The following is a 13,327-nucleotide window of genomic DNA, read 5'->3' as shown; positions in this document are numbered from 1 at the left end:
GCTCGCCCGTTTCATCTAGGAGGTAGCAATGGCCGCATCGGCATTACCTGTCGGATTCGATTTCACCGATCCGGCGCTGTGGGAGAACCGAAGTCCGGTGGAGGAGTTCGCGCAGCTGCGACGGACCGCCCCGGTGTGGTGGAACGCGCAATCCGACGAGACCTCGGGGGGTTTCCGCGACGGTGGCTATTGGGTGGTCAGCAAGCTCGCCGACATCAAGGAGATCTCGAAGCATCCGGAACTGTTCTCCTCGGAGCGGAAAGGGGCGATCATCCGTCTGCCCGGCGACATCACGCCGGAGCAGATGGCGCTCACCGGAGCCCTGCTGGTGAACATGGACCCGCCCAAGCACTCGAAGATCCGGCGGATCATCTCCAAAGGCTTCACGCCACGGGCGGTGGAGAACCTGCGCGCCGCACTCACCGAGCGCGCCGCGCGCATCGTGCACGGCGCCAAGGAATCCGGCGGCGGCGATTTCGTCGAACAGGTGGCCTGTGAACTGCCGTTGCAGGCGATCGCCGAGCTGATCGGCGTGCCGCAGGCGGATCGGCGCAAGCTGTTCGACTGGTCCAATCAGATGCTCAACTACGACGACCCCGAGTACGGCGATCCCGCGACGGCCTCGGCCGAGATCCTCGGCTACGCCTGGAACATGGCCGAGCAGCGCCGCGCCTGCCCGGTGGGCGATATCGTGAGCGAACTCGTGCACGCCGACCTCGACGGCGAGGCGCTCGGCTCCGACGAGTTCGGCTTCTTCGTCATCCTGCTCGCGGTGGCGGGCAACGAGACAACGCGCAATGCCATCACCCACGGGATGAAGGCGTTCGTCGACAACCCGGAACAGTGGGAGATCTACCGGGAGCAGCGTCCGCGCACCGCGCCCGACGAGATCGTGCGCTGGGCCACCCCGGTGACCGCCTTCCAGCGCACCGCGACCGAAGACCTGGAACTCGGCGGGCAGCCCATCCGGCAGGGCGAGCGGCTCGGTTTGTTCTACAGCTCGGCCAATTTCGACGAGGAGGGCTTCGAGAATCCCTTCACCTTCGACGTCTTGCGCAACCCGAACCCGCACGTGGGTTTCGGTGGCACCGGCGCGCACTACTGCGTCGGCGCGAACCTGGCCAGGCTGGAGATCGATCTGATGTTCAACGCCATCGCCGAGGTGATGCCCGGCCTGCGGCAGGTCGCCGAGCCGGTGCGGCTGCGGTCGGGCTGGATCAACGGCATCAAGAGCTGGCGAGTGCGCTACGAATAGGTCCGGGTGCGAGTTCCCCGTAACCCGGTGGCGGGGAACTCGCACGGACCCGGCCGTGCCCTCAGCCGTTGCCTTCCTTGCGGCGCCTGCGGTAGCGAACTGTGCACGGTTGCGCCAGTTGCACGACCATCTTGGAGTGGTCGTTGCGGTAGGTCTCCGACGGCTGGGTCATCTCGAACTCCCAGTCCCGCAACAGCAGCGAGAAGATCGCCTTCAACTGCATCAACGCGAACGCCGCGCCGACGCAGCGGTGCCGGCCCGCGCCGAACGGAATCCACGTCCAGCGGTTGACGAGATCGGCCTGGTCGGGATCGATGTAGCGGCCGGGATCGAACGCGTCCGGATCGGGGAAGTCCTCCGGGATCCGGTTCGAGATCGCGGGTGTGGCCGCGACGTGGTCGCCGGGTTCGATGCGGTGCCCGCAGACCTCGAACTCGCCACGGGCCACCCGCATCAGGATGATCAGCGGCGGGTGCAGGCGCAGCGTCTCCTTGAGCACGGACTCCAGGTGCGGGATCTGGCGCAGCGCGCCGAAGCTGATGTCGGAGCCGTCGGCGTAGAGCTCGTCGAGTTCGGCGACGACCTGGCCGAGCACCTCGGGATGGCGCAGCAATTCGATGATCGTCCAGGCCGCCGTGCCGGAGGTGGTGTGATGGCCCGCGAACATCATCGAGATGAAGATGCCGGTGATCTCGCTGGCGCTGAAGCGCGGTTCGCCGTTGTCGCCCGGGATCGAGATGAGCACGTCGAGCATGTCCCGGTCGTCCTTGCCGGTCGGCGGGGCGGCGGCCCGGCGATCCATGATCGCCTGGACCAGCTCGACCAGCTCGGCCCGCGCCTGGTCACGGCGGCGGAAGCTCTCGATCGGGGCGTACGGGTCGACGTAGGCCAGTGCGTCGGTGCCCCGTTCCAGGTCGTGGTAGAGGTGCGCGAAGCGGTCGTCGAGGTCGTTGCGGAATTTCACGCCGATCAGGCAGGCCGAGGAGGTGTAGATGGTCAGTTCGGCGAAGAAGTCGAGCAGGTCGATCTCGCCTTCGTCGCCCCAGCGTGCCAGCATCCGCTCGACCTCGCGGGCGATGGTCGCGGCGTGCCCGCGCATGTGCTCGGCGCGCAGAGCCTGGTTGTGCAGCATTTCCTTGCGGCGTTCCGGGCTGGCGTCGAAGACGACGCCGTCGCCGAAGATGGGCTTCATGAAGGGATAGGCGGCGGCCTGGTCGAGGTCCTCGTCGCCGGAGCGGAAGAAGAATTCGTTGGCCTCCGCGCCCGACAGCAGAATGACCTGGCGCCCCGCCAGGTCGAACGAGCCGACGTCGCCGCACTCCTGGCGGACCCGGCGCATCAGGCCGATCGGGTCGACGCGGAACTCCTCCAGATGACCGTGCTCGTGGTCGCCTCCGGATACCCGCCGTGGTTTCACCAGAGTCATTGGAAATCCTTCCCCAGATAAGCGTCCAAGTTTTATGATGGACACGTGTCTGGACAGTACTACGGCTATCGAGCGTCCGGCAAGACACGGGCCACGTCCGCCGTCGTGCAGGCCGGACGCCAGGACCGCGGGTGCCGCCGTCGCCGCGCAGCCCGCGCCGAGAAGTGATCGGTGGATTCGAAGATGAATGTCGGCAGGCAGGCCATGTCGGTGACGTGGCGGATAGTGCGGTTGAAGGTCGCGGGGGCGGTGCTGATCCTGCTCGTCGCCGCGCTGGTCGCCGTCGCCGTCGCGATGTACGCCGGACGCTTCCGCTCCACGGAGACCGTCACCGTCGAGACGTCCCGCACCGGACTGGTTCTGGACCCCGACGCCGAGGTGCGGATGCGGGGGGTGGAACTCGGCCGGGTCAGCGCCGTGGAATTCCATGGTGACCGGGCGCGCCTGCGTCTCGCGCTCGATCCCGCGCTGCTGCGGCTGGTGCCGGCCAACGCGACGGTGAACATCCGCTCGACCACCGTATTCGGCGCCAAATACGTGAATTTCGTCGTGCCGGGCGTTCCCTCGCCGACGCCGATGCGGCCCGGCGCGACGATCCGCGCGGAATCGGTCACCGTCGAATACAACACGCTGTTCCAGCGTCTCAGCGACATCCTGGCCGAGGTGGAGCCGGGCAAGCTCAACGCCACCCTGGCCGCATTGGGCGCCGCACTGCAAGGGCGCGGCGATCGGCTGGGCGATCTCCTGGCTCGCGCGGACGACTACCTGCGGCAGATCAACCCCAGTCTGCCCGTGCTGCGGCGGGACCTGTCGTCTGCCGGGCAGGTCACCGGGCTCTACGCCGACACCACGCCCGATCTGTTGCGCACGGCGGGCAACGCCACCGCGACCGGCGCGACGGTCGACCAGGGTGCGCAAGACCTGGACGCGGTGTTGCTCAACCTCATCGGCCTGGCCGACACCACCCGGTCGGTGCTCACGGACAACGAGCGGGATCTCACCGCCGTGCCCGCGCTCCTGCGGCCCACCAGTTCGCTGCTCGATACGTACTCACCCGTGCTGTACTGCGTGGTCGTCGGCATCGCGAAAGCTCTTCCCGCGGCCGAGGCCATCATCGGGGGGTACGAGCCGGGAGCCATCTTCAACGCGAGCTTCATGTACGGCGCGCGGCCCTATCGGTATCCCGACGACCTGCCGAAGGTGAACGCGACCGGTGGGCCACGCTGCGACGGGATCCTCGACCGGGTTCCCGGCAGCCATGCCGATTACGTGGTCACCGATACCAACGCGGGCGCGCCGTTCACTCCGTCCAGCGCGGTCGTGCCCAACGCGCCCAAGGTCTTCCAGATCCTTTTCGCGGGCATGCCCGGGGTGTCGCGTTAGTCGACCGCCTCGGCGCTCTGCTCGCGCAGGACGGTGCGCGGATCGCCCTGGCCGGTGAGCCGGCCGTCGCGCAACAGCAAGCAGTGGTCGGCGCGCAGGGCGTCCTCGCGGCTGTGCGTGGCGTGCACGACCGTCACGCGACGCGCGCCGACGCGGCGGATGGCCTCGGAGATCTCCTGTTGTGCGGCGGAGTCCAGGCCGGTGGCCGGTTCGTCGAGCAGCAGCAGGTCCGACTCCTGTGCGAGAGCCTGCGCGAGGAGCGCCCGTTGGCGCTGTCCGCCGGAGAGGGTGTCGAGCCGGCGCTCGCTCAGGTCGGCGATGGCCATCCGGTCGAGGCACGCGCGCACCACCGCGCGATCCTGCCGGGTGAGACGCCGCCAGGCGCCGCGATGCGCCCACCGTCCCATCGCGACTGTGTCCCGCACGGTGATCGGCAGCGTCGCGGGGACACCGCTGTGCTGCACGACGAATGCCGGGCGCCGGAGATGGTGCCGGCGAACGGTTCCCGTGGTGGGCGTGACGACGCCGGCCAGCACGCCGAGCAGGGTGGATTTGCCGGACCCGTTGGGCCCGACGAGTGCGGTCACCTGTCCGGCCGGGATCGTGGCGGTGAACGCGCGCAGTACCGGGTTTCCCCGGTAACCGGCCGTCACCTCGGCGAGATGGACAGCGGACGGCGGCATGAGCGGACTCCGATCACCTCATTGAAATGAAAACCGTTATCATTGTAGAGTGCTGCCTCATGGAGTGGTTGGCCCCGTTCGAGGTTTCGTTCGTGCAGCGGGCGTTGTGGGGCGGATTGCTCGTCTCGTGCTTGTGCGCGCTGGCCGGCACGTGGGTCGTGCTGCGCGGCATGGCTTTTCTCAGCGACGCGATGGCGCACGGCATGCTGCCGGGCGTCGCGATCGCCGCGTTGCTCGGCGGAAACCTGGTGCTGGGCGCGGCATGCAGCGCCGCGGCGATGGCGGTCGGCGTCTCGGTGCTGGGCCGGGGCACCAGGTTCGCCGCCGACACCGGCATCGGATTGCTGTTCGTCGGGATGCTGTCGGCGGGCGTGATCATCGTGTCGCGTTCGCCCTCGTTCGCGGTGGACCTGACCGGCTTCCTCTTCGGTGACGTACTCGCCGTCGGGGCGCGTGACCTCTGGTATCTGGTCGCGGCCGCGGTGCTCGCGGCGGTGATCTCGGTGCTGGGCTACCGGGCCTTCGTCGCGCTCACCTTCGACCCGCGCAAGGCGCACACCCTCGGGTTGCGGCCCGGGATGGCGAACGTCGCGCTGATCGGCCTGGTGACCCTGGCGATCGTCGCGTCCTTCCACATCGTCGGCACCTTGCTGGTCTTCGGTCTGCTCATCGCGCCGCCCGCGGCGGCCGTCTACTGGGTGCATCGCATTCCGCTGATCATGCTCACCGCCGCGGCGCTCGGCGCGCTGTCCACCTTCGCCGGGCTGCTGATCTCGTGGCACGCGAGCACCGCCGCGGGGGCGACCATCGCGGCGACGGCCGTCGCGCTGTTCTTCGTCTCGGCGCTGTCGTCCTGGCTGCGCGAGCGGATCCGCGCCTCCCGCACGAGCACGAAACCACTGGCGCTCGTGCTGGTCCTCGCCGCGATCACGCCCCTGATCGGTTGCGCGACAGAACAATCCGCCCCTGCGGGGCCGACGCCGCACGGGTACGTGGCGGGCGCCGAGGAGACCGACGAGGCGCAGCCGCGTCTGGTGGTGGCCGACAACGCGACCGGTGACGTGCGGGTGGTCGATCTCGTCACCGAGGACGTGATCGATCTCGGCCGGATGGAAGGCGTCGACCGGATGAGCACCGACGGGCGCTTCGCGTTCCTGTCCGCCCGCGACCGGATGCGGATCGTGGACGCGGGTGCGTGGACGGTCGACCACGGCGATCACGTGCACTACTACCGCGCGCCCGCCCGCGATCTGGGCGTCAGCACCGGTGGCCCGGTGTCGGTCGCGCACGCCGACAGCGCGGTCACGGCAGTCGTTTCCGACGCGGGTAGCACGACGCTGCTGGACCGGTCCGCGCTCGGCGCGGGGTCGGTGCACGAGCGCGGCGTGATCGCGGACGCCGCCGCCGTGCCGTACGCCGAGCACCTGCTCGTGGCCGTGCCCTCCCGCGCGCGCATCGAGGTCCGCACCCGAGACGGCGCGCACGCCTCGGACCTCGCGCAGCCGTGCCCGCGTCCGCGCGGCTCGGCGGTGACCAGGCGGGGCGTCGTCTTCGGTTGCGCCGACGGTGCTTTGCTGGTGACGGCACGCGACGCGGCGTTCACCGGCGAGAAGATTCCCTATCCGCCCGGCACCGCGGACGCCGACCGCGCGGTCGAGTTCCGCCACCGCCGCGGCAGCGCGACGCTCGTGGCCGCGGCCGGTCGGCGCGGGGTGTGGGTGCTCGACGTCAGGCGCAAGACCTGGACCTCGGTCGACACCGGTCCGGTGGTCGCGGCGAACACGGCGGGGGAGGGCGCCGCACTGCTGGTGCTGACCTCGGACGGCCTGCTGCACAGCTACGACGCCGCGTCCGGCCGCGAGTCCGCGGTGGCGCGCCCGCTGACCGCGCCGGTAGCCGACGGCACGCCCGCGCCGCTGATCCTCGTCGACGAACACCGCGCCTACCTCAACGATCCCGTGGCGCGGGCGATCCACGAGATCGACTACACCGACAACCTGCGCACCGCGCGCACGTTCCGCCTCGACATCATGCCCACCTCGATGGTGGAGACCGGCCGATGAGACTCACCGCCCGCCTGTGCGCCCTGATCGTCGCCGCGCTGTTCGCACTGACCGCATGCTCGAACTCCGGCGCCCACCGAGACGGAGTCCTCGTCACCACCAATATCCTCGGCGATCTCACCCGCGCCGTCGCGGGGGATGCGGTCGAGGTCACCGTGCTCATGCAGGCGAACGCGGACCCGCACTTCTTCGCCATCTCCGCCCAGCAGGCCGCCCGGTTCGAACGCGCGAGCCTCATCGTCTACAACGGTCTCGGTCTCGAGGAGAGCGTGCTGCGCAACGTCGAGGCGGCCGAGAAGTCCGGGGTCGCGGGCGTATCCGTCGGCGCGGCGATCGACCCGATCGGTTACGCGGCGCAGGAAGCGAACGGCAGACCGGATCCGCACTTCTGGACCGATCCGCGCCGGGTGCGCAGGGCGGTGGAGGTCATCCGGGACCGGATCGTCGACCACGTCCCCGGCGTGGACGCCGCGGCGGTCCGCGCCGGAGCCGATCGCTACCTGACCGAACTCGACCGGCTGGAGCGCTGGATGACCGAGCGGTTCGCGACGATCCCCGTCGAACGGCGGAAGCTGGTCACCAACCATCACGTCTTCGGTTACCTGGCACAGCGATTCGGCTTCGAGGTGGTCGGCGCGGTGATTCCGGGTGGCACCACCCTCGCGTCACCGAGCCCGTCGGATCTGTCCGCCCTCGCCGGGACCATCCGGGCCGCCGGGGTGGGCGCGATCTTCGCCGACGCCTCGCAACCCGATCGCCTGGCCCGGGTGCTCGCCGACCAGGCCGGGGTGCGTGTACAGGTGATCTCCCTGTACTCCGAGTCGCTCACCGAGCCGGGCGGTGGCGCGGGCACCTACCTGGAAATGATGCGGGCCAACACCGAGTCGATCGTGCGCGGCCTCGCCACCCCCTAGCCCGACCCACGCAACGAGAGACGGAGTCGCCCATGCCTGTTCGATCGACAACCACGAAATCGGCCGCCCTGACCGGCTTGCTGACCGCAGTACTCACCGTCGCCGGATGCGGCGTCGATGCTTCCCCGGAACAAGACACCCGGCGCACACCGATCACCGACCCGGTCGCGATCACCTACGACGGCGGAATCCACGTACTGGACGGAACCACCCTCGAACTCGCGCGCACGGTCGAGCTCGACGGCTTCAACCGGCTCAACCCCGCGGGTGACGACCGGCACCTGATCGTCTCGACCAAAGCGGGCTTCCGGGTCTTCGACGCCGTCACAGCCGAATTCACCGGTACCGACTTTCCCGGCCCCCATCCAGGGCACGTGGTCCGGCATGCCGGACGGACCGTGCTCTTCAGTGACGGCACCGGCGAAGTCGTCGCGTTCGACTCCGCCGATCTCGCGAAGGGCGCGCCGAAGACCGACACCTACCGTGCGGCCGCCCCGCACCACGGCGTCGCGATCGAACTGACCAACGGCGAACTCGTCCTCACCCTCGGTACCGAGGAGAAGCGGACCGGCATCGTGGTGCTCGACAAGAACCGCACGGAGCGGGCGCGCAACGAGAACTGCCCCGGCGTGCACGGTGAGGCGACCGCCGCGGGCGAGGCCGTGGTGATCGGCTGCGAGAACGGCGTGCTCGTCTACCGCGACGGCGCGATCACCAAGGTGACCAGCCCCACCGAGTACGGCCGGATCGGCAACCAGGCGGGCAGCGAAACCTCGCCGGTCGTCCTCGGCGACTACAAGCAGGACAAGGACGCCGAACTCGAACGCCCGCGGAAGGTCGCACTGATCGACACGGTCACCGGCGCGTTGCGCCTGGTCGATCTGGGCACCAGCTACACCTTCCGGTCGCTGGCGCGGGGCCCGCACGGCGAAGCCCTGGTCCTCGGCACCGATGGCCGCATTCACGTGATCGATCCCGTCGCGGGCGCCGTCGTGCGCACGATCCCGGTCACGGATCCCTGGCAGGAGCCGCTGGAATGGCAGAAGCCTCGGCCCGCGCTGTTCGTCCGCGGCGGCACCGCCTATGTGTCCGACCCCGGGACGAAGCAGGTGCATCGCATCGATCTGGGCACCGGAGCGAAGACGGCGAGCGTCGCGCTGCCGAGCACGCCGAACGAAGTGAGCGGCGTGCTGGGGCACTGACCCTCGGCTCTCGTCGGTGGGGACAGCGGACGATGGTCGCGGTGGTGAGCCCGTTCACCGCGACATCGACCCCGGGAGAGGACGAGCATGACGCAGTCGCCCATCGGCCGCCGGACGCTTCTGGCCGCGGCGGCACTCCTACCGCTGGCCGGGTGCGCTGCGGAGAAGGGACCTTCTTCCTCCGCCGCGCCCACCGCCCAGGCGGACGAGCGCCACGATCGGCTGATCGAGCTGGAACGAAAGTTCGACGCACGCCTGGGCGTCTACGCCCGCGCCACCGGGACGGGCGTCACCATCGCGCACCGAGCCGATGAACGATTCGCGTTCTGTTCGACGTTCAAGGCCTTGGCCGCGGCGGCGGTGCTACAGCGTAATCCACTGTCGCACTTGGACACCGTCGTCACCTACACCCGCGACGATCTGCTGAAGAACGCCTCCGTCACCCCTCGGTACGTGGACACGGGAATGACGATCCGCCAGCTGTGTGACGCCGCGCTGCGGTACAGCGACGGCACCGCGGGCAATCTCCTGCTCCGCGATCTGGGTGGCCCGGCCGAGCTGACGGCCTACGCCCGGAGTCTGGGCGACCCGGCCACCCGGATGGACCGGATCGAGCCCGCGATCACCGAAGCCACCCCCGGAGACCCGCGTGACACGACTTCGCCGAGGGCGTTCGGCGAGGTCTTTCACCGGATCGTGCTGGGCGACGCCCTTCCGGCCGACAAGCGGGACTTCCTCCGTGACCTGCTGGAACGCAACGCCACCGCAGCGGGCGCGCAGCGAATCCGGGCGGGCACGCCGCAGGGATGGAAGGTTGCCGACAAGACCGGGACCGGCGACTACGGCACACTCAACGACATAGCGGTCGTGTGGCCCCCGGACTCCGCGCCACTCATCGTCGCGATCATGTCGAGCAAAGCCACCCGAGATGCCGCCTACGATCAGGCTCTCCTCGCCGAAGCTGCCGCGTACGTGCTGGACACACTCACCTAGCGGCCGTCGTTGTTCTCGCGCGCGAGTACTCTGCGCAGTGCCCTCGGGCGACCTGTCGTCTCGGCGAGACCGGCGATTCCCATCGCCGCGAAGCGACGGGTCCCCGGCCCGACCGCCGCTACGGTGGGATGACATGGATACTGCTGTGCTCGCCGTGCCGGAGCCCGCGCGCGCCCCTCGGTCCGCGGCGGCCGGCGGCCGGTTGCGGCGGATCCGGAACGCGCGGCCACTGGTCGTCGTGGCCGGTTGCCTGGTCGTGCTGCAGCTGGCGGTCCGCTGGTGGGTAGCGGGCAGCGGCTACTTCTACTGGGACGATTTCATCCTGGTCGGCCGGGCCGCCCGATTCGGGCTGTGGTCTACGGACCTGCTGCTGTACGACCACGACGGGCACTTCATGCCGCTGGCATTCGCCACGGCCTGGGCGGTGAACGCGGCGGCGCCGCTGGTCTGGGCCGGACCGGTGACGGTGCTGCTGATCATGCAGCTCGGCGCGTCGGTAGCCGTGGTGCGGATGCTGCTGCTGGTGGTGGGCCCCCGATGGCCGATCCTGCTTCCGCTGGTCTTCTACCTGTTCTGCCCTCTGACGGTCCCGGCGTTCGCCTGGTGGGCCGCCGCTCTGAACGCACTGCCGCTACAGTTCGCCCTCGCCTGGGTGATCGGGGACGCGGTGCTGCTCGTCCGGACCGGTCGCCGCCGATACGCGCTGTCCGGGGTCGCGGTGCTGGCGGTGGCTCTGCTGTTCTTCGAGAAGTCGGCGGTGGTGCCGTTCGTGGCCTTCGCCATCACGGCGCTGGCCCGCTACGTCGACGGGCGCGCGGCCCCGATGCGCACGGTGGCCCGGCGGGGCGCGGCGCTGTGGGTCGGATCGGGCGCGGTGCTGGCCTGCTGGTCGATCATCTACCTCGTGGTGGTCGACGGTCCCGGTCTGCCCGACAGGTGGGACGAGTTGCGCGACCTGCTGCCCGGAGCCGCCTCCCTGGGGGTCGTGCCCGCCCTGTTCGGCGGCCCCTGGGTGTGGGAGCGGTGGCTACCGTCGACGCCGTGGGCGGATCCGCCGGAGTGGGCGGTGGCGTCGGCCTGGCTCGCGCTGGGCGCGGTCGTAGCGCTGACGATGCGCGCCCGGCGGCGGATCGGGGCGGTCTGGCTGACGGCCGCGGCGTACATCTTGATCGCTCAGCTGGCGGTGGCGCTCGCTCGCGGCGGACCGAACACCGCGGGGGAGTTGATGCAGTCGTTGCGCTACTTCGCCGACACGGCGGTGGTGTCGGCGGCCGCGGGTGCGCTGATGCTGCGGGCCCGCCGCCGGCCGTGCCGCGGCCCGGCGCTTCCGGGGCGGTCCGTGACGATCGCCGTAACGGTGGTGTTCGTCGTCAGCAGTCTCTGGTCCACCTGGACGTTCGTGCGATCCTGGCGGGCCGGCCCGACCGAAACCTACATCACCAACGTGAAATCGGGGCTGAGCGCATGGGACGGCGCGCCCCTGCTCGAGCAGGAGGTGCCGTGGAATGTGCTGAATCCCCTGGCCTATCCGCAGAATCTCACCAGGAACGTCCTGGCTCCCATAGCCGCTCCCGGCACGTTCGCGGACTCGACACCCCACCTGCGGATGATCACCGACAACGGTGAGATCGTCGAGGCGGCGGTCTGGTGGAACCGGATCATCCTCCCCGGCCCCGAGCCGGGCTGCGGCTACCGGATCGAGGGCACCACCCCGGCTCGCCTGCTTCTCGACGGCCCGATGCTCGCGAACAAATGGACAGCGCAAGTCAACTACCTCGCCAGCCGCGACGGCCGCATCACCGTCGCCCTGGAACAAGGCGAAACGGTGACCGCGCCGGTCCGAAAGGGTCCCAACACCGTCTTCGTTCGCCTCATCGGCAGCGGTTCGGCACTGCGAATCACCACCGCCACACCGGGTCTGAACCTGTGCGTGGGCGTCGGGCCCGTCGGCGTCGCGTCCTACGACAATTGAACCGACCACTCTCGCCGCCCCACGGATACGACCGACGTCATCGGGGGTCCGGCGGCGTGCGCCGACGCGCGGGTGCGCAGACGCGGATGGCCTCGACCACGACCATGCCGCGCGGCCGGTAGGTGCCTCGTCGGCGGCCGAACCGCATGCGCAGCGCCGCGCTGGATCGGCTCGGTATGGTCGAAGCGCGATTTATTCAGGGAGAGGTCGAAGAAGCCTGCCGGGTCGGTCACGCCGCGCTACAGATAGTCGAGCAGACCGCCTCTGACCGTGTGGCCAAGAAGCTCGCCAGGGTGTACAACCGCACCCGACAGCACGTGAACGTGGCTGAAGTGGCAGAACTGCGCGATCGGATGCGGCCGCTCGTCGCGGCGACAGCATAGGAGCAGACTGCATGGTGCGCATCGGGGTCACCGGGCACATGAATATCACCGAGGCCGCCGAGCCGCTGGTCTACGCGGCGATCCGTGAGTTGCTCGCCACCAACGGGACCGGCGATGTGGTGGTCGGGGTGAGCTGCATAGCCCGTGGCGCCGATTCGGTGTTCGCCCGAGCCGTTCTCGACGCAGGCGGACAGCTCGAGGTCGTGTTGCCGTCGCGGAACTACCGGGAGACGAAGGTGAAGCCCGACCACGCCGAGCTGTTCGATGACCTCACGCAGCGTGCGGCCATCGTGCGCGTGATGGACTTCGATGACGCGGGCCGCGAAGCGTACGAGGCCGCGAACGCGGCGGTGGTGGACTCGGTAGACCGGCTGGTCGCGGTCTGGGACGGTGCGGACGGGGAGCGCAGCGGAACCGGCTCTGCGGTGCGGTTGGCCCGCAAAGCCGGGGTGCCGGTGGATGTGGTGTGGCCGGAGGGTGCGGCACGCGGCTGAAGGATGGTCCCAGCCGGTCCGCTTACTCGTCTGCGCACCATTCGATGGGTGGCCGGTCAGCTGTGGGGCAGCAGTCCGGCCACCATCGGATCAGTCGCGGTATACCGCGACGTAGGCGTTGGTGGTGGTGCCGATGCTGGTGGGGCCCAAGCATGAGGCGGTGCCCTGGCCGGAGGGGCTGAAGGAGCCACTCCACGAACCTCGGTAAGGGCCGATGGCCATGAGCGGGAACGCATTCGGTACGCCGTGCAGGCCGACGCACTCGACCACCAGGTTGTACTCCCTGCCGGGGGGCGCATCCTCGTCGTGGCAGGTCGCCGTCGCAGTGAACAGGTCTCGCGTGACCACACAGTCCTGTGGCGCGGCTTGGGCTGTGCCGGAACCGATTACCGTGGCAAAGCCCAGAACCGACACGGCGGCGGCCGTGACTCGTGCGGCGGCGATTGTCGTAGAGCTCATTCGAATTCCCTAAGGTTGTAGGTGTCTGGGGTTGGTGCCCTGGATGCCCAGGGCGGTGGGGTGTAGCTGATTTGTGTTTGCCTTGGTTGAGGCTTGAAAG

Annotated in this window: 13 protein-coding genes; 10 read left to right on the top strand and 3 right to left on the bottom strand. The window is 69.5% G+C overall.

All coding sequences use genetic code 11. The features are described from left to right. Positions 1-28: 28 nt before the first annotated feature. Complete coding sequence (locus ACZ6DL_RS36415; protein WP_466058094.1) at positions 29-1,255, top strand: cytochrome P450; 1,227 nt, start codon at positions 29-31, stop codon at positions 1,253-1,255. Between the two features lie 61 nt (positions 1,256-1,316). Here ACZ6DL_RS36415 and ACZ6DL_RS36410 read toward each other — a convergent pair whose 3' ends face one another. Next, entirely contained in the window at positions 1,317-2,681 is a 1,365-nt protein-coding gene (locus ACZ6DL_RS36410) for a cytochrome P450 (protein ID WP_466058092.1), read from the bottom strand. Positions 2,682-2,726: 45 nt separating this feature from the next. Here ACZ6DL_RS36410 and ACZ6DL_RS36405 point away from each other — a divergent pair, with 45 nt between their 5' ends. Together ACZ6DL_RS36405 and ACZ6DL_RS36400 are read left to right on the top strand one after the other, a co-directional pair. Then, positions 2,727-2,849 carry a hypothetical protein gene (locus ACZ6DL_RS36405; RefSeq protein ID WP_466058090.1) on the top strand — a complete coding sequence of 41 codons (123 nt, stop codon included), beginning with the start codon at positions 2,727-2,729 and terminating at the stop codon, positions 2,847-2,849. Between the two features lie 36 nt (positions 2,850-2,885). After that, positions 2,886-4,064 carry an MCE family protein gene (locus ACZ6DL_RS36400; protein ID WP_466058155.1) on the top strand — a complete coding sequence of 393 codons (1,179 nt, stop codon included), beginning with the start codon at positions 2,886-2,888 and terminating at the stop codon, positions 4,062-4,064. Here the strand turns inward: ACZ6DL_RS36400 and aztA are convergent. Further along, positions 4,061-4,747, bottom strand: coding sequence for a zinc ABC transporter ATP-binding protein AztA (gene aztA, locus ACZ6DL_RS36395; protein ID WP_466058089.1), 687 nt, complete (start codon positions 4,745-4,747; stop codon positions 4,061-4,063). The two genes, ACZ6DL_RS36400 and aztA, sit on opposite strands and share 4 nt — an antisense overlap. A gap of 59 nt (positions 4,748-4,806) precedes the next feature. Between aztA and aztB the strand changes: the two genes are divergently transcribed. The 7 genes from aztB to ACZ6DL_RS36360 all read left to right on the top strand — a co-directional run bounded on the left by aztB (position 4,807) and on the right by ACZ6DL_RS36360 (position 12,768). Continuing rightward, positions 4,807-6,810, top strand: coding sequence for a zinc ABC transporter permease AztB (aztB, locus tag ACZ6DL_RS36390; RefSeq protein ID WP_466058087.1), 2,004 nt, complete (start codon positions 4,807-4,809; stop codon positions 6,808-6,810). After that, complete coding sequence (aztC, locus tag ACZ6DL_RS36385) at positions 6,807-7,724, top strand: zinc ABC transporter substrate-binding protein AztC (RefSeq protein ID WP_466058085.1); 918 nt, start codon at positions 6,807-6,809, stop codon at positions 7,722-7,724. Before aztB ends, aztC begins: the two co-directional genes overlap by 4 nt. A gap of 32 nt (positions 7,725-7,756) precedes the next feature. Next, positions 7,757-8,926 carry a zinc metallochaperone AztD gene (gene aztD, locus ACZ6DL_RS36380; protein ID WP_466058083.1) on the top strand — a complete coding sequence of 390 codons (1,170 nt, stop codon included), beginning with the start codon at positions 7,757-7,759 and terminating at the stop codon, positions 8,924-8,926. Positions 8,927-9,013: 87 nt separating this feature from the next. Continuing rightward, positions 9,014-9,919 carry a class A beta-lactamase gene (gene bla / locus ACZ6DL_RS36375; protein ID WP_466058081.1) on the top strand — a complete coding sequence of 302 codons (906 nt, stop codon included), beginning with the start codon at positions 9,014-9,016 and terminating at the stop codon, positions 9,917-9,919. 133 nt (positions 9,920-10,052) lie between these two features. Next, positions 10,053-11,891, top strand: a complete 1,839-nt coding sequence (locus ACZ6DL_RS36370) for a hypothetical protein (RefSeq protein WP_466058080.1) — start codon at positions 10,053-10,055, stop codon at positions 11,889-11,891. Positions 11,892-12,037: 146 nt separating this feature from the next. Further along, positions 12,038-12,274 (top strand): hypothetical protein, encoded by a 237-nt coding sequence (locus ACZ6DL_RS36365; protein ID WP_466058078.1) that lies wholly within the window; start codon positions 12,038-12,040, stop codon positions 12,272-12,274. 11 nt (positions 12,275-12,285) lie between these two features. After that, positions 12,286-12,768 carry a hypothetical protein gene (locus tag ACZ6DL_RS36360; protein ID WP_466058076.1) on the top strand — a complete coding sequence of 161 codons (483 nt, stop codon included), beginning with the start codon at positions 12,286-12,288 and terminating at the stop codon, positions 12,766-12,768. Positions 12,769-12,858: 90 nt separating this feature from the next. Here ACZ6DL_RS36360 and ACZ6DL_RS36355 read toward each other — a convergent pair whose 3' ends face one another. Then, positions 12,859-13,227, bottom strand: a complete 369-nt coding sequence (locus ACZ6DL_RS36355; protein WP_466058074.1) for a hypothetical protein — start codon at positions 13,225-13,227, stop codon at positions 12,859-12,861. Positions 13,228-13,327: the final 100 nt, after the last annotated feature.

This window comes from Nocardia sp. NPDC041819 (assembly GCF_055590505.1).
Note: the sequence above shows the minus strand (reverse complement) of the source record. Positions and strands in the feature narration are given on the sequence as shown.